This is a genomic window from Mycobacterium sp. NGS54 (assembly GCF_059812465.1).
Genome location: NZ_JCALCS010000005.1, coordinates 296,856 through 317,020, shown reverse-complemented (window position 1 = coordinate 317,020; position 20,165 = coordinate 296,856). Strand labels below are relative to the sequence as shown.

The window sequence follows — 20,165 nt, the reverse complement described above, 5'->3', positions numbered from 1 at the left end:
GCGGGCCTTCAAGTGCAGCTCGACACCATCCGGCCCGCGATCAGGCGTTATGAAATCAGGCCGACGGCGTGAACGCCACCGGTAGCTTCAGCGCGGCGCGTACCGCTGCGTTGTTGTATTGCAGCGGTTCAGTGGAGTCGACCGCGAAGTCGGGGATCGCTGCGAGCAGTTCTTCGGTGGCGATCCGCAGTTCGAGGCGCGCCAGGTGCGAACCCAGGCAGCGGTGGGTGCCGCTGGCGAACACGATGTGGTTGGTGCGGCCGCGGTCGAGTTTGACGGTCAGCGGGTCCTCGAAGGCATTCGGGTCGACGTTGGCCGCCGCCCAGACGGCATGGATGGACTCCCCCGCGCGGATCACCAACCCGTCACCGAGGTCTATGTCCTCCTCGGCGTAGCGCAGCCCGGACGGAACCGGTGACTCGTAGCGCATCAACTCCTCGATGGCAGCCGGGATCAGCGAGTGATCGGCGGCCAGCCGGTCACGCTCTTCGGGATGTTGCCCAAGCCAGGCGAAAACGCACGACATCGACGAGGTCACCGTGTCCAGCCCGGCGAACATGAACAGGAACATGATGTTGACCATCTCCTCATCGGTCAACGGCCTGCCGCCGACCTCCGAGTGCAGCAATGTCGAGATGATGTCCGGTTTGGTCTCAGTCTCAGCTTTGCGCTGGGCCAGGAACGTCGCGAAGTACTGGTAGATCTTCATCGCCGAGGCCATCATGTTGGCCTCGGCTTCCTCCATGGTCTCCCCCTGCGGATGGATCACGCCGTCCTTGAACTCTACAAAAAAATCAAGGTCTTCGACCGGCGCCCCGAACAAACGCAGGAATGTCAGGCACGGCAACGGAACGCAGTAGGAGTCGTGCAACTCGGTATGCCCGGCTGCCTTGAATTGTGCGATCAGTTCGCGGGCCAGCGTACGGATCTGGTCTTCGAGGAAGGCGATCTTCTTCGGGGCGAAGATCGGGTCCAGGAGACGGCGCCACTTGCGGTGGTCCTCCCCGTCGATTTCGAGCGGAATCAGCTTGCCTTCGTGGCCGAAGGAACCACCGCGGCCACCGGTACCGAGAATCCCCGGGTGTCGATTGATGGCCACGATGTCTTCGAGCCGATACAGCGTCACCACACCCTCGACCCGCTCGGCACGGACCTCGGCGGCCTTTTGGTGGTAGATCGGCTGCGGCTCGGCCATATCTTTGACCTGCAGAGTCAGCGGGGCAAAGCGGGGGTCGAATCGGGTGGCTTGCGTCATCGGTACCTCACTATTGGACCAGGCACGGAGCGTTGACTTTACGTCGTAACGTGATGGATAGCACAGTACCATCTGCCGGTCGCCATCCGATACCGGCCGATGACGTTTCGATCCGCTCAGGTGGGCGCGATCGGCCTCGGAACACTTCCACGCAGCCGTGCGAGTCCTTCGACAAGCCAGGCAACTTGAGCTGAGGGCGATCCGGCAATCAACCGAATTATCTGCCAGAATGGTGGTGCTTTAGTGCGGGTGCACATCGTCAACCGACTCCGGCGCGATACCGGCATGTTCGATCAACCGTTCAGCACCGTGGCCGACAACTCCGCGGCATGAACGCCGGCCAGACCGCCGTTGCGTTTGGCGATTGGGTCCGGACGGCTGCAGTGATTACGGAGTCGCGCATAGATTCTCGTTCTCCTCGGCGTTGGTATAGCAAGGCCACGTATCGCAAGGTGCAGTGCGAGATCCACCGCCCGCGGCCTTAGCGCCGTCGCGCGCGAATCGGCGACAAAGCGCAGAGGCGCGACCTGCGGCCCCGGCAATTAGCCCAACAGTGCCCTCAATGTTCATTCGAGCCGCTCACAGAAGTTCACCGGGCTGCACTGGCAGTTGATGGCTAGAGGCATGGGCCCGAAACATTGTTGGAGGCCATCGTTGGGTCAAAACAGCTCCCCGCCTGCTGCGGTCGCCGTGGTGCCGGTCGCTTCGTAAGCCTTGACGACATTGCGCCCGACGGTCCACCGGTGCACCTCATCGGGGCCGTCGACGATGCGGCTCATTCTCGCCTCTGAGAGCCAGGCCGCCAACGGCAGGTCGTGGGTGTAGCCCAAGGACCCGTGTATCTGCAACGCCGTGTCGATCACCTCGATCAGCATGTTGGCGATATAGGTTTTGGCCATCGAGTTCTCGATGCGCAGGTCGTGCCCGTGCTCCATTTTGTAGGCCAGGTGCAGGATCATCAGTCGCGTGATGTAGAGCTTCTCGGCGCAATCGGCGAGCATCCACTGGATGCCTTGCCGATCGGCGACGCGCTTGCCGAAGGTGACACGCTCGCACGCACGTGCGGTGGCCATATCCAAGGCTGCCTGAGCTTTGGCCACGCTCCACATCCCGTGCCGGAGCCGGCCGTATCCGAGCCGATGCTGCCCCATCGCAAAGCCCTCGCCACGGCCGCCGAGAATGTTCTCGTCGGGGACCACTAGGTCGCGGATGCGGACTTCCGCGTGACCCATGGTCACCTCACCGTGGAAGGCCGGCACGTCGGTCTCTCCCATAACCGGAATGTTGCGGATGATCTCGAAGCCAGGATTGGGCAACTCGACGAGAAACGTCGTGTACTGGCGATGGCGCGGCGCGTCGGGATCGGTCTTCGCCATGACCAATGCCAGTTGTGAGATGGAAGCGGCGGAGGTGAACCACTTTTCGCCATTGAGAACCCAATCCGGCCCTCGCTGCACGGCCGCGGTCTGCATACCGGTTGCATCGGCACCGGCCGCACGCTCGGTCATCGCAAAACAGACCCGAATGTCACCGTTGACCAGCGGCTCCAGATAGCGCTTTTTCTGCTCGTCGGTTCCATGCTCGATCAGCGTGAGCATCGTCGCGTCCTGGGGGCCCATGCAGTTCATCGCCCAGGCACCCAGGTGACTGAAGGCGCGCCCGACCTCGACCTGCACGACCGCGTTCGCCAGATGACCGAGGCCCATTCCGCCGTATTCGACCGGAACGAACGGGCACCACAACCCGGCAGCGCGCGCTTCGGCCTGAAGCTCTTTAACGATTTCGAAGAAGGGCCGCGCGCCGACTTGAGGCTCGACTGGCAGCACAACGTCGTCGATGAATGCGGCGACACGCGTCCGCAGTTCACAAACCTCATGAGGCAACTCGAAGTTGATCATGTGTCATACCCTGCCATCATTGACACCCACTGTCAAGATTGCTATCTTCGGAGCGATGACCACCACCGCACACCTTGTCGACATTGGCCGGCTCGACGAGTGGATCGGCGACCGCCTCCCTGGCCGTGGTCAGCCGCTGACGGCTGAACGCATCGGGGCAAGCACCGGAATCGCCAATGCACTGTTCCGCGTAGCACGCGGCGACGACGCCTGGGTCCTGCGCCGCCCACCCGTGGTGAAGAATGACCCGAGCGCGTCAAACACCCACCGCGAGTGGCGCATTCTGCACGCCCTCGAAGGCACACCGGTTCCGCACCCGCAGCCCGTGCTGTACTGTGCTGACACCGACGTACTTGGTTCTGAATTCATGCTGATGGGCGTCGTCGACGGATTCACGCCCGGTTTCGACTTGCCCGAGCCGTTCGCCGGCGATCCCGAATTGCGGCACGACTTGGCCATGGCCTACGTGGACGGGCTCGTCCATCTCGCCGAAGTCGACTGGCGGGCAAGGGCTCTCGATGGGCTCGGGAAGCCGGAGGGATTCCTGGAGCGCCAGGTGCCGCGGTGGTTGGCTCAGCTCGACCGCTATCGCACACGCGACCTTCCCGAGCTGGACTTCCTTAGTGACTGGCTCACCGCCAACATACCCGCGATGAGCCCGGCAGCGATCATTCACGGCGACTACAGTCCGTTCAACGTCATGGTCAGCCCGCAACCGCCCGCTAGGCTCGCCGCAATCGTTGACTGGGACACCGGCACCATCGGTGATCCATTGCTCGACATCGGACATCTGCTGGCGCGCTGGACGGAGCCGGGTGAGGAACCCGTTATCACCCTCCAGGCTGGCGGCGCCGACGGCTATCCGACTCGCTCCCAAATGGCGACTCGTTATGCCGAGCGCACCGGACGTGATCTCTCGGCGCTGCCCTACTACGAGGCGCTGGCATTGTTCAAACTCGCCATCATCCTCGAAGGCTCGCACGCCCGGCAGGTCAAATCCGGCGTCGATGCCGACCGCACAGACATGGGCCCGCGAGTGATTCGATTGCTTCATGGCGCAGCGGAATTTGCGCGCGGGCAACGGCTATGACCGAACCGCTGACCGATCGGCGACGGCGCCTGCTACGCGCCGACATCGGCCGTACCGCTATCGCGTTGTTCGCTGAGCGCGGTTTTGACACGGTTACTGTAGGCGACATCAGCGCCGCCGCTGGAATCTCCGAACGGACCTTCTTTCGGTACTTCGCATCCAAGGACGAAGTACTGCTGGACTACGAACGTCATGTGTGGGAGCGACTGATCCACGCGCTGGCTTCGCGCCCGGCCGACGAGGGTCCGGTCACCGCGCTACGGCAAGCCTTTTTGGCCACCTCCCACGTCGAACCAGCAGACCGTCTACGCGTCGTGCAACTGGGCCGCATTCTTGCCCAGGCACCGGAGTTGAATGCCCGCAGCCGCGGCCAGCGCCTGGTCAACGACGACGAGCTCGTCGCGCTGGTGGCGGGACGTTTCCCCAAGGGACACAAGGAGTCAACGATGCACGCGCGCATCGTCGTAACGGCGATGAACGCCGTCGCCGCCGCAGAGTTCGGCGCTTGGGTCCAAGGCGGCGGGCGGGGCGACCCGGCCGAGCGAATCCGGGCGGCACTGTCCCTGCTCGAGCAGGGAATCGGCAAGTTCGACGGAGGAGGAGACAACCAGTGACCAATCTCTTCGATCTGACCGGACGCACTGCACTTGTCACCGGCGCCACCCGCGGCATCGGCCGGGCGATCTGCGCGCAGCTGGCATCGTCGGGGGCGGACATCGTGGTAGTCAGCCGCAATTCTGAGGCATGCGAAAAGACCTCAGCCGAGATCGCCGCCACTGGTCGGCGCGCATTCTCGTTGCCCGCCAACGTCAACCGATGGGCCGAATGTGACCGCCTGGTTGACGAAGCCTACGCGGCCGTTGGGCGCATCGACATATTGGTCAATAACGCGGGATCGTCAGTGCGTTACGACAGTGTCGATGCGATCAGCGAAGAGCTCTTCGACAAGACCATTGCGCTGAACCTGAAGGGACCGTTCCGACTGACCGCCGCCATCGGCACCCGGATGGCGGCGGACGGCGGCGGCACCGTGGTCAACATCAGCACTATCTCCGCACACATGGGGGCCTCGCACGCCATCGTGTACGCCGCCGCCAAGGCGGGCCTCAACAATCTCACCAAGTCGTTCGCCCGGGCCTTCGCACCCAAAGTACGGGTCAACGCGGTCATGCCTGGCGCCGTCGACACCGACGTCATGAAGGCATGGCCGCAGACCGAACGCGACTTCGCGGCCAGCACCGCGCTACTCGGCCGAGTCGGTCAGCCAGACGAAATCTCGGGCGCAGTACTGTACCTCGCCTCCGATGCGGCCACGTTCACCACCGGACAAGTACTCGCTGTCGACGGCGGGCATCTCTGAGGAAGCAACAGCCATGCAATTAGACGGACGGTGTGCGGTGGTGACCGGCGGCGGTCACGGAATCGGGCGAGCGCTAGCAGAAGAACTCGCCGCGCGGGGTGCAAGGGTCGTCGTCGCCGACCTCAACGGCGAACGCGCGCAGAAGATCGCCACCCGCGTCGGAGGCATCGCCGTGCGCAGCGACGTCGGCTCCCCTGACTCCATCACCGCCCTTGTCGCCCGTGCCGAAGACATCTTCGGGCCGGTCGCCGTGTTTTGCTCGAATGCAGGATTCAGCGACACCGGAGACGGGCTGACCGAGTCGCCCGAGGAAATCCGTCGAATCGTCGACGTAAACCTGCTCGCCCACGTCTGGGCTGCGCAGGAAGTGCTTCCCGGCATGTTGGAACGTGGCGAAGGCTGGCTCATTCAAACCATCTCGTCTGCGGCATTGATCACCGGACCATCCTTCATGGGCTATACCCTGAGTAAACACGGAGCCCTCGGGTTCGCCGAATGGCTGGCCCTGAACTATGCCCACCGAGGCATCCAGGTCACCTGCCTGTGCCCGAACGCCGTCAACACCGGAATGCTCGGCCGCAACGAGGACGACGAAAGCATCGGGGCGACACAAGATCTCATTGCCCTTGGCGACGTGGTCGAGCCTGAGGACTGCGCCAGGCTGACGCTTGACGCCGCCCAGGCCGGAAAGTTCTTAGCACTACCCCACCCCCGCGTCGGGGAGTCATTCCTGCGCAAAGCCACCGATTACGACGCATGGCTGCAACGCACCAACCAGCGGCTGCAGCGGATGAACACCGGCGGTCAATCCATTCGTTGAGAACTTCGCAGCGACGAATTGACCGTCTTTCGATCCTCGCGGACTGCCGGTAATTCAAGTCCACGCGAAGGTCGGCGCTGATGTCCTTCTCTCGATCGACGATCTGCAGATAGCCGTCGCGGAGGAATGCCGAAAGTCGCTGGTGTTAGCCATATTTCACAACGAGTCGCGGCCGCGGCAATAATTTGTGATGCTGCCTGCCTCGTACCACTGCTGTAATTGATGTTTGAGAACTTTGCCTGTGCTCGTCCGCGGCAGCGTCGCAGCGATCATCCACTCGACGGGCCGTTTGTAGCGGCTCAGCCGCTTCGCGACGAACGTGCTGAGGTCGTCTACGTCAACAGTCGCGCCGGCGGCGGGCAGCACCACAGCAACGACTCGCTCCCCCAGTCGGGTGTCGGGCACTCCGAAGACTGCCGCTTCGGCAACCGATGGGTGGGCCGTGATGACATGTTCGACCTCGGCGGGGTAGACATTTTCGCCTCCACGGATGATCACATCTCGAATCCTCCCGCGAAACGTCACGATGCCGTGGTCATCCATCGAACAGAGATCACCTGTGTGCATCCAACCGGCGTCATCGGTCGCAGGCTCAAGGGCACCGTCGTCCCTCAGGTAACCAGACATCGTGAGCGGGCCGCGGACACACAATTCGCCAACCATCCCTGTTGCCAGAAGTGAACCGTTGGGGTCGCAGATGTAGTAATCGCGGCCCGGCACACAGTGTCCAAGCGTCCGAAGTCGCAGTTCAATCGGGTCCGAGGGCGCGCTCGTCACCATGCCAGGGGCCTCACTTTGGCCATAACTCACCACGAACTTCACATTTAGACGACGCTCCATCTCCTCGATAAGCCCGGAGTCGACCGCTGTTGCACCAGTCATCACGATGCGCACGGACGCGAAGTCAGATGGCGAGACATCCGGCAGGGCGAGTATGTCGGCCAGCATGGTGGGCACTGATCCTATCGCCGCCGGCGCGAATTCACGGATCGCGCGCAAGGCACTGACGCTATCGAAGCGCTCGATGATTACGTACGTGCCAGCGACAGCCGAGGCCAACAGCAGACCAGTCACGCTGCCGCCGACATGATGCAAGGGCAGTGGATTCAGGAAAATGTCACCGGGCTGAAGCCCAACTGCATCGACAAACAGCCGCGCCGTATTCAGCACCGCTTGATGTGACAGGACGGCGGCCTTGGGTAGCCCGGTGGTGCCCGATGTGAACTGCACAAGAAACTCATCCGCCCCGGTACGCCCGCCGACGTACGATGTGGACTTCCACGACGCCGCGTCGTAGTCAGCGATGTCGTGCACCACCGGGCGGACTGAAATCGTCTCGGCGACGCGCCCGATCCTTTGTAGCACCTCGCGATCGCCGAAGCGCTTCGAAGCCAAGACGAGTCCCGCCCGCGAGAGCGAAAGCATGTGGGCAACTTCAGCTTCAGCTGATGACGGGCTGATTGGGACGACGGTCATTCGCGCGATCGCGCATCCGAACATCGCGACGATCCAGTCGACCGAATTCGGCGCGACGATAGCGGTCCGCGCACGCCCTGGATTCAGTTCAAGGAAGGTAGCGGCGGCCGCGCAGGCACGCGAATGCACCTCGGCCCATGACATGGTATGGGGCCCTGTCTCGTCGAGCCAGCGCAATGCCGGATCCTGGCCGCAGTCGCGGGCTAGGCGAGCGAGTGCCTGATCAATGGTTTCCTCGGACAGGGCGACCGAGTCGGTGGCACGCACGTACGACTGGCCAGGCTGTGGGAGCGCGCCGAGGGCAGGCCCTTTGGCGGCGCCTGCCGTCGTGGCCTCAGTCATTTGTCAGCTGCTTCTGCGTGGATTCCCAACCGCTCATGGCAAGGCCCACCGTAGCGAAGATTCGATAGGTCAAAGGATTCTTGGCAATCGTTGACAGGCGACCTCATTCGAGTGAATATATAGCGATCACTAACTAATGGCGACGTTACGGTGAGGGCAGGCGCGCAGTGACCGATCTAACGCAACAGGCCGCCAACGGCGACTACCTCGTTACGGGCAGCAATTCCGACAACGGCCGGGTGCGCGACGACTTCGTGCCGAAGGAACCCTATTACGAGAAGAACTTCGTCGACCTGGAGAAGCAACGGTTGTGGCCGCAGGTGTGGCAGGTTGCCTGCCGCGAGGAGGAGATTCCGAACGCAGGCGACTACGTGAGCTACGAGATCGGCGACGAGTCGATCGTCGTCATCCGAATCGATGAGGGGACGGTTCGGGCCTACTACAACGTGTGCCAGCACCGAGGCCGTCGCCTCACCGAGGGATGCGGGAATGCCAAACACTTCTACTGCCGGTTTCATGGCTGGCGGTGGAACCTGGACGGCAGCCCGCGTGAGGTCCTCGACCGTGCCGACTACGGGGATAGCCTTCAGGATCAAGACATTCGACTGAAGACAGTCCACGTCGACACATGGGGCGGGTTTGTGTTCGTCACGATGGAAAGGTCCCCCGAGCCGTTGCGGGATTACCTGTCACCGGTACCGGAGATCTTTGACGGTTTCGAGTTCGAAAAATTGCGGTATCGCTGGTACAAAACGGTTGTTCTACCGTGCAATTGGAAAACGGTGCTAGAGGCGTTCAACGAGGGCTATCACGTCTCAGCGACGCATCCTCAGCTGTTGCGCTTCGCCGATGACTGGACGGTCGGCGAAGCGTTCGGCAAGCACGGGATGTTCACCTACCCCCCGGACAATAGACCGCTGGGTTTCCCGTCGCGCCGGTTGGGTGGCGAAGTGCCGAAGGATCTGCGCCACGGGCTCTTCGGATTTCTCGAGCTCATGGAGCGAGACCTTCGAGCCATCTACACCACCCGCGATTACGAGGCCGCCAAGCGGTTGTTGACCGATGTTCCCGCCGACGAGGAACCGATGACCGTCATGATGAAGCTGATGACCTTTCAGCGCGAGGCAGCGCTGGAAAGCGGCGCCGGGTGGCCGGACGGCTTAACCTTCGAGAACATTGTTCGCGCTGGAATGGACTGGCATATATTCCCGAATCTCATCGTGTTGCCCTATATGGACGGGGCCCTATGGTATCGGGCGCGTCCCAACGGCGATGACCCTGATTCGTGTGTGTTCGATGTCTGGTCACTGGCTCGCTATCGCCCGGGTGGTGAGCCGCCACTGGAGCGACAGTTCTTCAGAGATTGGCGCGAGCACGATGATTGGGGCGGAATTCTGCCTCAGGACTTCCAGAATCTCGGTGAGGTCCAACGGGGAATGAAGTCACGAGGTTTTGTGGGCGCCCGGACGAATCCAGTGCAGGAAAAACCTATCTCGAACTTCCACCGTGTTCTTCACGAGTATCTCGGGATACCGACATATCCCACCGGGCGAAGAGCAAACCGTCGGTGAGGAATCTATGTGGTAATCCCCCAGTTCGACCACACTCGTCTGAGCGCAACCCGACGCTCCGGGCGGTCGTTCAAGATCAGGCGATCCTTGCCCTCCGCCTGACAGCTTCGGAGGCACGCGTAGTTCCGTTGCGGAACTGGCATCTGGTGATGAACGCTAGGATGAATCTGAGATTCCGTGCAGGGTGTAGGCGGTGAGTTCATTCACGAGCCGTCGCTCGCTGAGTCTTGGGCCGCCCGCGAAGAGAACATCCGCATGAATGACGGTCGACAACACCATGCCAAAAGTAAGTCTCACCGTCGTTGCGGCATCCCGGCTTGGAATGCCATATTCGCGCGTGGCCTCCCGAACTATGTTTTCCAGACGCGCGAACAACTCATTGAGCCGTAAGGCCGTGCTCGGATGGTGCGCCTTCGCTGACAGTAAGGCGACTAGCAGTGCGCGATTTTCTTCGAAGAAGGCGTAGAGCATCGCGATGTACTCGCGAGCGATATCCTCGACCGACTCGCCGCGGGCACCGCGTTCTGACCAGCGGACGGCGTACTGGTCAATGAACTGTTCGAAGGTATCGAGAACCGCCCCGTCGAAGAGTCCCGCTTTGGTGCCGAAATAGCGGAATATTAGGACCTCGGCCACCCCGGCTCGAATCGCTATGTCCTTCGTCGATGTCCCCGCGTAACCCTTTTCGGCAAAGGCTTCACGCGCGGCCGTGGCCAACAGTTCACGCACTTCGGCGCCCGATCGGCGGTGGCGGACCGGGCGCGTCGATGGCGTGCTAGCCAATTCGCCTCCATGTGGCGTCAGTGGCACCGAGGCGCCAGCCATATCCGACTATCAGGTCGACCTCGCAGTTCGTCAACCATTCACCTGCTCGTCCGACTCCCAACCTCTAGACCTACCCATCACAGCGGAGGCAAGGATCTGATGCCGGAGACCGTCGAACACCATGTCACCCGGTCTCTGTCTCGGATTGCGCCCCTTCCAGCATGTAGCCGCATAACTGGTCGACCACCTGCTCACGCGTTTGATCCGCATGTGACGGTGATGGGAACAGCATGTCGGCGTGCAATGCAGCTGACATAACCAGTCCGAAGCTCAGCCGGGTGGTGAGCGCGGGGTTCCTCATGGGTAAGCCGAACACTATCGTCGCTTCGAACGTCCGTTTCTGCAATCGCGCGAACAACTCATCGAGGCGCGAAGCGACCGCAGGGCGATGAGCTCTGGCCGCCAATAGCGCATCGAAGAGTTGGCGATTCTGCTCGAAGAATCTGTAGAGTAAGTCCACATATTCACGCACCCTGTCCTCTAACGGCTGCTCAGCCACTTGGCGGTGCTCCTCCCACTTGGAGAGGTATGCATCAACGAACTGCTGGAACGGGGCAAGCACAGCCTCCTCGAAAAGCCCGTCCTTATTTCCGAAGTGGCGAAACAACAAAACCTCTGCGACTTTTGCCCGACGCGATATCTCCTTGGTCGACGCCCCGGCGTAGCCGCGTTCAGCGAAAACCTCTAGGCCTGCCTGGAGCAACCGCGCCCGTACTTCGTCGCCCGTTCGCCGGACGCGCTTTGCATTGCGATGCCGCTCGAGGCTCATGCCGCAATCACCAACCCGCCAGCCCCGAGCGGGGCACCCGGAGAGCGGACACCATCCCGCACCAGCGTTCGAAGGTCCACGCCACCCAATCTAGACATACCGGGGATTCTTCGATTGGCGGGGAAACCGGGAAACCCCGGTCGGTCCTAGTCTGGCGATACGCGCGGCCGATCCACAGTAGCCTGTGTTGACCGTCGACGAAGTCAGTCGGTGTGCAGCGCAAGCCCCTGTGCGTTGAAGAAGAACCCGCCTGCAGTGATCAACGCCCGCCGCGCATTCGGCACTTGGCGCTCCCCTGCCAACCCCTGCAGCTGATGAACTGCCTCACGAATGTGCCCTGATGCTTGAGTCGCCCCCTCCGAGAGCGATCCGCCGTGGGGGTTGACGGGAATCTTGCCATTGATCAGCACTCGGCCCTCGGCCGCGTCCCAGTGCTGACGTAGGAAATTGCCCGCCTCTCCCGGTTTACACCAGCCGACATTCTCCATCCAGTTCAAAGTGATCGGGGTGAAGCCGTCGTAGGGAAAGTAGACGTCGATGTCGTCAATCCAGAAGTCACTTTTCGCTTTCAGGGTGTTCACCACGACGTGCTGGCCATTGTGCCTCAGGCTCAGGGTCTGGTCCTCCTCGTTGGGCGCGACCTGCCCGAGTACGGCAGCATTAATTAGCACCGCCGGCAATGCCAGATCACAGGCACGTTCGGTGGTGGTGACAATGAAAGCGTCACCACCGTCGACGGCAGGATCCATATCGTAGAGACACAACGGCTCGCGAATCAGCCTCGCCCCGAGGTACTCATCCATCGTGAGCGGATCACGCATCGCCGCAGCGGGATTGCGCGCCGCGTTAGCACGAGCGTTGAGGGCGACAAGCCCGAAATCCCCACGCGGCACATCGTATTCGTAAATGTACCGAGAAGCCCAGCCGGTGTATCCGACGGCACCCGCCATCGTCTCGGGACCCGGTTTCGGATCGCCGAGTCCCGGAGTCGCGATGCGCCGAAACGGATCCTTCCATGCCCCGCCGCTGTTCCACATCGCGCGATAAGCCGCGTGATAAACCAGTACGGTTTCGCACAGGCCGGAATAGACGGCGGCGGCGGCGGTGGCGACATGGTCGACAAGGGGAATCATCGGATTTCCCGACCACGTGAGCCGCGGCAGGCCCAGCACCGATTGCAGTTCATTAGCCGATGGCCAACTGCCACATAGGCCATCGATCTCGTCCTTGGTCAGGCCACAAGCCCGAATGACCTCGATGGCGGCTTGTGCCGCCAGTGACGTCTGGCTGCGACCCGAATTCGCGGCCACAAAACCGGTCGTAGCCGCGCCCGCAATCGCGACGTGATCCTTCATCGAGTTAATGGGCTTTCCGCTCATGATCCGGTGTCGCTCAACTCGAAGACAGGCATCGGCGACCCATGACGGTCGATCCACGCTAGGTTCACGCGCGCACCGATTCGGATCGCGTCGTTGGGCGCACCGACGACCGTGGAGGTGAACCGTAGACCCCGTTGCTCGTCCAACTCGATCGTCACGACCGGGTAGGGCGTCGAATAGTCCACACCCGGCGCGGGTGAGCCCTGGTGAAGGAATATCGCCATGAAGATCTCTCCGCCCCCGACAACGGGAGTCGACCGCAGGTCAGACGACCAGCAATCCGGGCACACCGGCTTGGGCGGCGCATGCCACCGCCCGCAGTCTTGGCAGCGATTAATCAGGAGCTCTCGGCGCAAGCGCCCGCGGTAGTGCTCCGCATTGTCATGCGTGACGGACTCGCCGGGGAAACGCTCGACCAATTCGTCGTCACTGATCACCATCGATAGAACTCCTCTTCGGTCCACCGCACAAAATGTCGGCTTGACAACCTTACGCTGTAACGTCTGAGCAGCTTGGTGGCGTGTGCCAGAGAAGCTTCGGCGCACGTGTGCCCAGATTCAGGACGTCGACGAGTCAGCGGCCGCCAGCAGCGGCGCCACCCGGTTGCAGATGGTTTCGATGTTGCGTATCACCGGCTTCTCGTCCATTCCGCCGATTGACGCCCACAAGAACACCGTCTTCACGGGGGCATCGCCGATCGACGCGCGAATACGCTCGGCGACGAATTCCGGTGTGCTATAAAGAAATGAGCCCAACGGCCCTGCTTGGCCTTCCTTATTCATAATGCGGTTCAGGTCGACCGGCTTGGGTACGTCCCGTCCCGTCCCTTCGACACTGTGGCGGCGGTAGGTGTCGAACTGGTGACTGAGATGCTCGGACACCATGGGCCAATCTCGCTCCGGATCGTCGCTGACCCAGCCTTGGATAGCACCGCCCATCACACCAGCGCTGACGGGGTGGCCGCCTTCGATGAGGCCGGCGCGGTACTCCTCCCACAACGCGCCGTCGGCCGATAGGAGCCGCTCTCCCAGCAAGCCGGCGCGCCGGGCGCCCTGCGGGCCCTGGTATCCCATCCAGATAGGGAGCTGAGGTTGTACCGGTGCCGGTGTCACCCCGCCGGGCGCCCATAGCTCACGCAACCTGCGTGCTGTGTCGTCGGTGCGCGCGTAGCGGTTCTTCAGATTCGTGTCGAAGAGGTCGAATTCAGGTACGCGGTAGCCTGCTCCGAGACCCAGATCGAGACGCCCGCCAGAGATTAGATCCACGCAGGCGGACTGCTCGGCGATCTCCACGGGATGGTGCAGTGGGGCGATCACGATCCCGATACCGAGGCGGATCCGCGTTGTCCTGGCCGCGACGGCGGCGGCAAACGTGAGCGGATTGGACATGTAGTCGTCGTCGAAGAGGTGGTGTTCGGTGAACCAGGCCGATGCGGCGCCCAATCGCTCGGCTTCCTCGCACGCCTCGATTGTGAATCGGTACAGATACGCGGGGTCCTTGCGCCACCGCGCCGGATTACGAAGGTCGAAGTAAACGCCGACGTCGATGGACCTGGAATGTTGCGGCACGTGCGGTCCGTCGGCTGGCGCTTCGACCACGAGGCTACCGGCGTCGCGACTCGCAGACGAGCCCTGGGCAAATTCCGTCACATCAACCCTTCCATGCAGCCTCCGTCATAAAACGTGGATAGTGAAACAGCATTCATAGCTGGTTGCCCGATGTCGTCCGAAGAGAGTTAACAAATGCATCCTAACGCACAACTATACGGTGTATAGATACGGTGTACCATTCAGGGGCCACGATGGGGCGCAACGGGATCCGCCCCACGGAGTTGCCAATCACCCGAAGCGGAATCGACAGGCGAGCCGACAGCCATGTTCTGCAAACGTACGCCTTGGCGCCCGCTTGAGCACCAGCGAGTAAGTTCGTCAAGATCGGTGAATCAGCTATATTATTCATTCCAAATGTGATCGCTGGCGCGGCGGCAATGGAGCATTACCACGGGAAGGACCTCGATGGGCACCACAGCGGAGATGGCTATCGTTGGTGTTGGCCTGTATCGATTCGGCCACTACCCCGACCGGTCGGCGCTGGAGATGGGCGGCTTGCTTGCCAATAGTGAGCCGGTAGGCGCATCAGGCCTGCGGCAGTTCCATGAGCTTGTGCAAAAATTGCGCGGCGCAGCCTGACACCGCCATGTGCGAACAACCGAAGGTCGGACTGTCTCAGTTCTACAGCACACCCGGCCGCGGTGCAGTGGTGATCCCATCGCGTTGACGGCACGTGTCGATTCACTCCCGTGAAGGCCCAAGGCGTGATGTCGGCCCGGTAGCCCAACTAGCACACGGGTCACGACGACACCATCAGCCCTGCAACCTCAGCCAAGTAGGAGAATAAAATCTATGCGCCGCAATATCTTCGCCCCGATTCACGACCAGTTCCGCCAGACCGCACGAGCTTACTTCGACAACGAATGCGCGCCCAACGCCGACAAGTGGGAGCGCGAGGGTAAGGCCAGTCGGGAGGCCTGGCGCGCAGCTGGTAAACACGGTCTGATCGGTTGGGCGCTGCCAGAGGAGTACGGCGGGCTCGGCATCACCGACTACCGGTTCAACCAGATCCTGTCGGAGGAGTTCTTCGCTTCCGGCACCGCCGGCATCGGTCTTGGCGTGCAGAACGACATCCTGGTGCCGTACCTGAACGACCTGACTACCGAGGAACAGAAGAAGCGGTGGCTGCCTCAGTTCATTTCGGGTGAGTACATCGGCTCAATTGCAATGTCGGAACCAGCGGCCGGATCCGACCTCGCCGGCATCAAGACTACCGCCCGCGACGACGGCGACGCTTGGATCGTTAACGGGCAGAAGACGTTCATCAGCAATGGGTTGTTGTCGTCCCTCATCCTGACGGCGGTCAAAACAGATCCCGCGGCGGGTCGCAAGGGCATCAGCCTGTTGATGATCGAGGAAGGTATGTCCGGGTTCACCCGGGGACGCAAGCTGGACAAGATCGGCCAACACTCAGCCGACACGGCCGAGCTGTTCTTCGAAGACGTCCGGGTGCCCAAGGAAAACCTGGTCGGTGACCTCAATCGCGGCTTCTATCATCTGGTATCGCACCTGGCCACCGAACGGCTAGGGGTGGCGTGTTACGCACTGCCGATGGCGCGGCGCGCGCTCGACCTGACAAAGGCCTATGCGATGGAGCGCACCGCATTCGGCCAGCCGATCGGCACCTTCCAGGTGAACCGGCACTTCTTGGCCGAGATGCAGACCAAACTCGACAGCGCTCAGTGCTATCTCGATCAGTGCGTGCTGTCGGCCAACGACGGAACCCTCACCGATGAGGACGCGGCCGGATTGAAGTGGTGGACGTCCGAAGTGCAGTGGGAAATTATCGACCGCTGCCTCCAATTGCATGGTGGCTACGGATATATCAACGAATACGAAATTGCACGCCTGTGGCGCGATTCGCGTGTCCAGCGACTCTACGCCGGCACCACGGAGATCATGAAGGACCTCATGGGACGCGCGATGGGATTTTGATCTGACCGGACCACCTTCCGCACCTGTGAAAACGGAGTACCACCATGAAGCCAACGCCAATCCAATTCCGTGGCGCCGCAGGCATTATCCGCGGCGATCACTGGTCAGCATCCAGCCACACAACGAAGGGGCTGATACTTCTCCACCATGGCGGCGGCCAGACCCGACACTCATGGCGCAGGTCTGAGGGTCGCGTCGTGACGGGGTTCGTCATCGCCGACGGTGGGTGGGGTCGCGCCGTGAGGGCACGCGATGAGACGCTGACGCGGTTCTCCCATCTCATCTATCCGTCGATGCCTGTGCACCAGGGTCTGGTGCGGGAGACCGACTCCGGCACCACGTTCGCAGAGGACTAAGACATGTGGGACCCCCGGTAATGGCGCGGTTTTCGTCGGACAGGAAACCAACCCCGCCAGCTATGCCGAGCCGGCGAATCGTTATGCCCCACATCCCAGTGCGCGCCGTCGCCGGGCTCGATGATCCGGTCGCGATCGACGGTCGGGTGGTCGGGCACATGGCAGTTTCCAGCGCGATGCGTGATTCGCGGGGAGCGCTGATCCCCGGGGCTTTGGCGATACTCGCCGACTGGGGTCTGGGCGTGGCGGTGATCGACAGTGACCACCCTGCAATGCTCACCACGCACTTGCACCTCGAACTGACGGGACCGGTTCCGGGTCATCTGACTATGTTGAGGTGCAGCGCCGGGTTGCGCCGCATCCGAGGAACATTCGGTCTCGCGGAGTCGACCATTACAGACGAGAACGACAACGTGCTCGGATATGCGACGTTGGGGGCGATGTTGGTCTCCGCCCAGGACCAATCGATTACCACTCACATCAGCTCATCACCGGTTCCTGAATTCGAAGACGTCGACGCGCTGCTTCAGACGCGGGTGAGGCGCACAACTGCAGATGGTGCCGACGTGAGCTTCGGTGCGTCGACGGACCTGGCGAACGCATATAAAATCATCCACGGCGGGATAGGTGCGATGATGGGCGGACGGGCGATCGACCTCGCGCTTAGCACCGGTGGATCAACCGACCTCTGCTTAGCCGACCTTCGCGCGGTGTTTCTCCGGGGCATTCCGGTGTCGAGTGGCGAGATCGACTGCCGCGTCATCGTGCTGCACCGCGGCCGACGCCTCGCCGTCGCACGCGCCGAACTACTCGGTCCCGACGGGAGGGTGGCCATCACTGTCGATGCGACGTACACAGCCGGATGACGGCCTGATGAACATCTGATTCATCGCGCTAATGCGTTGGTAGGATCGCCAAATGTCACGGCGGCCCGCCTCAGCCCTCGTTTTGGACAACGGATTCCAGTTCATGGCGGCACACCCGAGCTCGGCGGCGAAGTCCGTTGAATTGGTTGGGCTAATCGTTGCCCAACTTGGAGCGCGGACGGCAGCGGCACGTTGCGAAGGAGCGACCGGTGAGCGACTTCAACTACATCGTCGTGGGCGCGTGTTGGCGGGTTGTGTACTGGCCAATCGGCTCAACGTCGACCCCCAATCGCGTCTGCTGATCGAAGCGGATGGCAACCTTTGGTGCGCGCATACCGAAGGGGCTCGGTAAGCTCGTCGACCATCCACACTGGCGTGGCACTTCCCGGTACGGCCGGTCGGCTCTTCTCGGCTCGTTGAGCAGTGGACGCGCGGCCTGTTGCTGGGTGGGTCCAGTTCGATTATCGAAATGGAGGACAACCGCGGCAACGCGGTTGTCCTCCACGCCATCGCCGCCCTCGGTAGGCCCGGGTGGGGCTGGGCGGAGATGCTGCCGATCTTCCTGCAGCTGGAGAACCACGAACTCGCGGCCGGCGTCGCCGACAACTGGCGTTGCATACAAAACCTCAGTTGTCCCGAATTCTGGTCACCTCGCTGTGTCCACGTTCACCGCGTCCTGCCCCGACAGCGCGGACGTACGAGCCGCCAGCATGTGCTCGGCTGCCAGCCAGCCGAAGACGAACGAGACACCGATGCTGGCTCCCGCACCCGGATAGCTGCGTCCGACCACCGGTGCGGTGCAATTACCAGTCGCGTACAACCCCACGATCGGGTCTCCGTCCCGCCGAAGCACACGGGCGTGCTCGTCGGTCAGCATCCCTCCGCACGTCCCCACGTCGCCGGGATAGACACGGACGGCGTAGAACGGCGGCTTGTCCACCGGACCCACGCACGGGTTCGGTTTTGTGCGCGGATCGCCGTAGTAGCGGTCGTAAGCCCGTTCCCCCTTGCCGAAATCGGGATCCTTTCCCGTAGTCGCGGACGCGTTGAAACGTTCCAGCGTATGTTCCAGCGCCTCGGCGGGTAATCCGCACCGTGTCGCGAGCCCAGCGATATTGTCGGCCGCGAGCATGTAGCCACTCGCCAGCCACTTGCGTGGCGTGTGTCCGCGGATCGGGTTGAAGCCCCACATGTAACGGCGGCGATGCCGGCTGTCCATGATCCACCAGCTGGGCACCGCCTGCCCCGAGCGGTGTCGCTCGAACATCGCCCGACCGACCTCCATGTAGGAGCAGGCCTCGTTCACGTATCGCTGACCTGTGCCGTCGACCAGGACGCCGTGCGGTTTCGACCGTTCGTACATCAGGAACAGCGGATCGTCGGCGGGCGGTGGCAACGTCACCGGCATCCACCACGCTTCGTCCATGAGATCGGTTGCGGCACCATGACGGATCGCAGCCTCCAGCACCTCACCGGTATCGCCCGGGTTGGCCGCGGTCCATTTCGTCGACGCGGGTTGCTTACCGTACTGGGACCGCATCGCCGCATTGTGCGAGAAGCCTCCGGAGTTGAGCAGCACACCCACACGTGCCCGGATTCGCAGCCGCCTGCCGTCGCGTTCGACAAGAACCCCCAGCACCGCGCCGTCATCGACGATCAGATCGACCATCGGGGTGTTTGTCCATACCGGGATGTCGTGGCGCAACGCGGCCAGCAGCATCCAGCCCTGCAATGCCGCACCCGAGCCGCGCATGGTGCGCTTTGTGGCCAACGCGCGGAGCGCGCGCCCGGCGACGTTCGCGATGGTCCGCACCGATCCGACGGTGCGTCCGCCGAGAGTCGCCGCCGCGACCTCGCCGGTGAACATCGGGATCGGTGGAATTCTCTCTGGCACTCGCAGTTTCGATTCCCAAGGTCCTAATAGCCCGGTGTCGAAGAGATCGGTCTCAATGGACCGGCCCCGTTGCTTTCCGCCTGGCCGCTCGTCGTAGTAGTCCGGGTACCCCTCGCAGTGCCGGAATGGAATTCCCTTTCGCTTCAGAAACGCGATCATCGGCTCAATCCCGTCCAGAAACGACTCCCGCCGTTGCGACGAAGTGGCAGGACCCTCGTCACCTACGACCGAGGCAAAGTAGCGTCGGGCGTCCTCGCGGCAGTCCTCGACGCCGACGCGGCGCGACACGGGATTGTCAGGTAACCACAGAACCCCACCCGACATTGCGGTCGACCCTCCGACGACGGCGGCTTTCTCCACGACAAGTGCCTGGCATCCGGCGTCGGCCACGGCCAAAGCCGCACACATCGACCCCCCGCCGCTGCCGACTATGACGCAGTCGGTGATGACATCCCACTGCTGGTCGCCGATGGTCATTGGGCCGTGATCTCCGCTATCAACGTCCCTGCCGGATAGTTTTCCTCAACCACTCCGATCAGCTTGACGACACCCGACACCGGAGAGGTGATCTCCTGGTCGACCTTGTCAGTGGCCGCGACGTACAGCGGTTCTCCGGCGGCGATCGTCTGTCCGTCCTCGACAAGCCACGCTGACAGAGTCGCCGCCTCGACCGCCATACCCAATTTAGGAATCTTGATCTTATAAACAAATGGCATGTC

At 62.2% G+C, this 20,165-nt stretch carries 19 protein-coding genes and 1 pseudogene; 9 read left to right on the top strand and 11 right to left on the bottom strand.

The genetic code is table 11. The features are described from left to right. Positions 1 to 55 precede the first annotated feature (55 nt). The 3 genes and pseudogenes from AC5Y5E_RS17420 to AC5Y5E_RS17410 all read right to left on the bottom strand — a co-directional run bounded on the left by AC5Y5E_RS17420 (position 56) and on the right by AC5Y5E_RS17410 (position 3,153). Positions 56 to 1,255, bottom strand: coding sequence for a cytochrome P450 (locus AC5Y5E_RS17420; RefSeq protein WP_083169385.1), 1,200 nt, complete (start codon positions 1,253 to 1,255; stop codon positions 56 to 58). Between the two features lie 252 nt (positions 1,256 to 1,507). After that, positions 1,508 to 1,658, bottom strand: a pseudogene (locus AC5Y5E_RS17415) (thiolase family protein); the annotation flags it as partial. Between the two features lie 256 nt (positions 1,659 to 1,914). Further along, a complete protein-coding gene (locus tag AC5Y5E_RS17410; protein WP_083169387.1) occupies positions 1,915 to 3,153 on the bottom strand; it encodes an acyl-CoA dehydrogenase family protein in 1,239 nt (412 codons plus the stop codon). 55 nt (positions 3,154 to 3,208) lie between these two features. Between AC5Y5E_RS17410 and AC5Y5E_RS17405 the strand changes: the two genes are divergently transcribed. From AC5Y5E_RS17405 to AC5Y5E_RS17390, 4 genes are read left to right on the top strand one after another with little or no spacing between them, the layout of a single operon-like run. Then, entirely contained in the window at positions 3,209 to 4,243 is a 1,035-nt protein-coding gene (locus tag AC5Y5E_RS17405; RefSeq protein ID WP_083169389.1) for a phosphotransferase family protein, read from the top strand. Further along, the gene (locus AC5Y5E_RS17400; RefSeq protein WP_083169391.1) at positions 4,240 to 4,857 is read left to right on the top strand and encodes a TetR family transcriptional regulator; all 618 of its coding nucleotides are present in this window, start codon (positions 4,240 to 4,242) and stop codon (positions 4,855 to 4,857) included. Before AC5Y5E_RS17405 ends, AC5Y5E_RS17400 begins: the two co-directional genes overlap by 4 nt. Next, complete coding sequence (locus AC5Y5E_RS17395) at positions 4,854 to 5,603, top strand: SDR family NAD(P)-dependent oxidoreductase (protein WP_067919816.1); 750 nt, start codon at positions 4,854 to 4,856, stop codon at positions 5,601 to 5,603. The genes AC5Y5E_RS17400 and AC5Y5E_RS17395 overlap by 4 nt, the downstream gene beginning before the upstream one ends. A 40-nt stretch (positions 5,604 to 5,643) precedes the next feature. Continuing rightward, a complete protein-coding gene (locus AC5Y5E_RS17390) occupies positions 5,644 to 6,423 on the top strand; it encodes an SDR family oxidoreductase (RefSeq protein WP_231984153.1) in 780 nt (259 codons plus the stop codon). A 156-nt stretch (positions 6,424 to 6,579) separates the two neighbouring features. Here AC5Y5E_RS17390 and AC5Y5E_RS17385 read toward each other — a convergent pair whose 3' ends face one another. Further along, complete coding sequence (locus tag AC5Y5E_RS17385; RefSeq protein WP_499904051.1) at positions 6,580 to 8,241, bottom strand: class I adenylate-forming enzyme family protein; 1,662 nt, start codon at positions 8,239 to 8,241, stop codon at positions 6,580 to 6,582. A gap of 167 nt (positions 8,242 to 8,408) precedes the next feature. Here AC5Y5E_RS17385 and AC5Y5E_RS17380 point away from each other — a divergent pair, with 167 nt between their 5' ends. Beyond that, positions 8,409 to 9,812, top strand: coding sequence for an aromatic ring-hydroxylating oxygenase subunit alpha (locus tag AC5Y5E_RS17380; RefSeq protein ID WP_499904050.1), 1,404 nt, complete (start codon positions 8,409 to 8,411; stop codon positions 9,810 to 9,812). A gap of 156 nt (positions 9,813 to 9,968) precedes the next feature. Here the strand turns inward: AC5Y5E_RS17380 and AC5Y5E_RS17375 are convergent, their stop codons facing one another. From AC5Y5E_RS17375 to AC5Y5E_RS17355, 5 genes are all read right to left on the bottom strand, one after another. Next, on the bottom strand, positions 9,969 to 10,541 hold the full coding sequence (locus AC5Y5E_RS17375; RefSeq protein ID WP_499904049.1) for a TetR/AcrR family transcriptional regulator: 573 nt from the start codon (positions 10,539 to 10,541) through the stop codon (positions 9,969 to 9,971). A gap of 220 nt (positions 10,542 to 10,761) precedes the next feature. Beyond that, the gene (locus tag AC5Y5E_RS17370) at positions 10,762 to 11,406 is read right to left on the bottom strand and encodes a TetR/AcrR family transcriptional regulator (protein WP_067921584.1); all 645 of its coding nucleotides are present in this window, start codon (positions 11,404 to 11,406) and stop codon (positions 10,762 to 10,764) included. 203 nt (positions 11,407 to 11,609) lie between these two features. Beyond that, positions 11,610 to 12,785 (bottom strand): thiolase C-terminal domain-containing protein, encoded by a 1,176-nt coding sequence (locus AC5Y5E_RS17365; protein WP_499904048.1) that lies wholly within the window; start codon positions 12,783 to 12,785, stop codon positions 11,610 to 11,612. Beyond that, positions 12,782 to 13,225 carry a Zn-ribbon domain-containing OB-fold protein gene (locus tag AC5Y5E_RS17360; RefSeq protein WP_499904047.1) on the bottom strand — a complete coding sequence of 148 codons (444 nt, stop codon included), beginning with the start codon at positions 13,223 to 13,225 and terminating at the stop codon, positions 12,782 to 12,784. Before AC5Y5E_RS17360 ends, AC5Y5E_RS17365 begins: the two co-directional genes overlap by 4 nt. A gap of 117 nt (positions 13,226 to 13,342) precedes the next feature. Further along, on the bottom strand, positions 13,343 to 14,353 hold the full coding sequence (locus AC5Y5E_RS17355) for an LLM class flavin-dependent oxidoreductase (RefSeq protein ID WP_499904046.1): 1,011 nt from the start codon (positions 14,351 to 14,353) through the stop codon (positions 13,343 to 13,345). Positions 14,354 to 14,800: 447 nt separating this feature from the next. Here AC5Y5E_RS17355 and AC5Y5E_RS17350 point away from each other — a divergent pair, with 447 nt between their 5' ends. The 4 genes from AC5Y5E_RS17350 to AC5Y5E_RS17335 all read left to right on the top strand — a co-directional run bounded on the left by AC5Y5E_RS17350 (position 14,801) and on the right by AC5Y5E_RS17335 (position 17,552). Next, a complete protein-coding gene (locus tag AC5Y5E_RS17350; protein ID WP_156764356.1) occupies positions 14,801 to 14,974 on the top strand; it encodes a hypothetical protein in 174 nt (57 codons plus the stop codon). A gap of 213 nt (positions 14,975 to 15,187) precedes the next feature. Then, positions 15,188 to 16,330 carry an acyl-CoA dehydrogenase family protein gene (locus AC5Y5E_RS17345; RefSeq protein WP_499904045.1) on the top strand — a complete coding sequence of 381 codons (1,143 nt, stop codon included), beginning with the start codon at positions 15,188 to 15,190 and terminating at the stop codon, positions 16,328 to 16,330. A gap of 197 nt (positions 16,331 to 16,527) precedes the next feature. After that, positions 16,528 to 16,686 (top strand): hypothetical protein, encoded by a 159-nt coding sequence (locus AC5Y5E_RS17340; RefSeq protein ID WP_499904044.1) that lies wholly within the window; start codon positions 16,528 to 16,530, stop codon positions 16,684 to 16,686. Positions 16,687 to 16,784: 98 nt separating this feature from the next. Then, the gene (locus AC5Y5E_RS17335) at positions 16,785 to 17,552 is read left to right on the top strand and encodes a hypothetical protein (protein WP_499904043.1); all 768 of its coding nucleotides are present in this window, start codon (positions 16,785 to 16,787) and stop codon (positions 17,550 to 17,552) included. Between the two features lie 646 nt (positions 17,553 to 18,198). Here the strand turns inward: AC5Y5E_RS17335 and AC5Y5E_RS17330 are convergent. Next, positions 18,199 to 19,923 carry an FAD-binding protein gene (locus tag AC5Y5E_RS17330; RefSeq protein ID WP_499904042.1) on the bottom strand — a complete coding sequence of 575 codons (1,725 nt, stop codon included), beginning with the start codon at positions 19,921 to 19,923 and terminating at the stop codon, positions 18,199 to 18,201. Further along, positions 19,920 to 20,162, bottom strand: coding sequence for a lipoyl domain-containing protein (locus AC5Y5E_RS17325; RefSeq protein WP_067921605.1), 243 nt, complete (start codon positions 20,160 to 20,162; stop codon positions 19,920 to 19,922). Before AC5Y5E_RS17325 ends, AC5Y5E_RS17330 begins: the two co-directional genes overlap by 4 nt. Positions 20,163 to 20,165 lie beyond the last annotated feature (3 nt).

What these genes read in the sequence shown, in the direction of transcription:
- AC5Y5E_RS17410 (WP_083169387.1), bottom strand. Translation starts at nt 3,153, where the DNA reads ATGATCAACTTCGAGTTGCCTCATGAGGTTTGTGAACTGCGGACGCGT.
- AC5Y5E_RS17365 (WP_499904048.1), bottom strand. Translation starts at nt 12,785, where the DNA reads ATGAGCGGAAAGCCCATTAACTCGATGAAGGATCACGTCGCGATTGCG.
- AC5Y5E_RS17405 (WP_083169389.1), top strand. Translation starts at nt 3,209, where the DNA reads ATGACCACCACCGCACACCTTGTCGACATTGGCCGGCTCGACGAGTGG.
- AC5Y5E_RS17325 (WP_067921605.1), bottom strand. Translation starts at nt 20,162, where the DNA reads ATGCCATTTGTTTATAAGATCAAGATTCCTAAATTGGGTATGGCGGTC.
- AC5Y5E_RS17360 (WP_499904047.1), bottom strand. Translation starts at nt 13,225, where the DNA reads ATGGTGATCAGTGACGACGAATTGGTCGAGCGTTTCCCCGGCGAGTCC.
- AC5Y5E_RS17400 (WP_083169391.1), top strand. Translation starts at nt 4,240, where the DNA reads ATGACCGAACCGCTGACCGATCGGCGACGGCGCCTGCTACGCGCCGAC.
- AC5Y5E_RS17330 (WP_499904042.1), bottom strand. Translation starts at nt 19,923, where the DNA reads ATGACCATCGGCGACCAGCAGTGGGATGTCATCACCGACTGCGTCATA.
- AC5Y5E_RS17385 (WP_499904051.1), bottom strand. Translation starts at nt 8,241, where the DNA reads ATGACTGAGGCCACGACGGCAGGCGCCGCCAAAGGGCCTGCCCTCGGC.
- AC5Y5E_RS17345 (WP_499904045.1), top strand. Translation starts at nt 15,188, where the DNA reads ATGCGCCGCAATATCTTCGCCCCGATTCACGACCAGTTCCGCCAGACC.
- AC5Y5E_RS17420 (WP_083169385.1), bottom strand. Translation starts at nt 1,255, where the DNA reads ATGACGCAAGCCACCCGATTCGACCCCCGCTTTGCCCCGCTGACTCTG.
- AC5Y5E_RS17370 (WP_067921584.1), bottom strand. Translation starts at nt 11,406, where the DNA reads ATGAGCCTCGAGCGGCATCGCAATGCAAAGCGCGTCCGGCGAACGGGC.
- AC5Y5E_RS17350 (WP_156764356.1), top strand. Translation starts at nt 14,801, where the DNA reads ATGGGCACCACAGCGGAGATGGCTATCGTTGGTGTTGGCCTGTATCGA.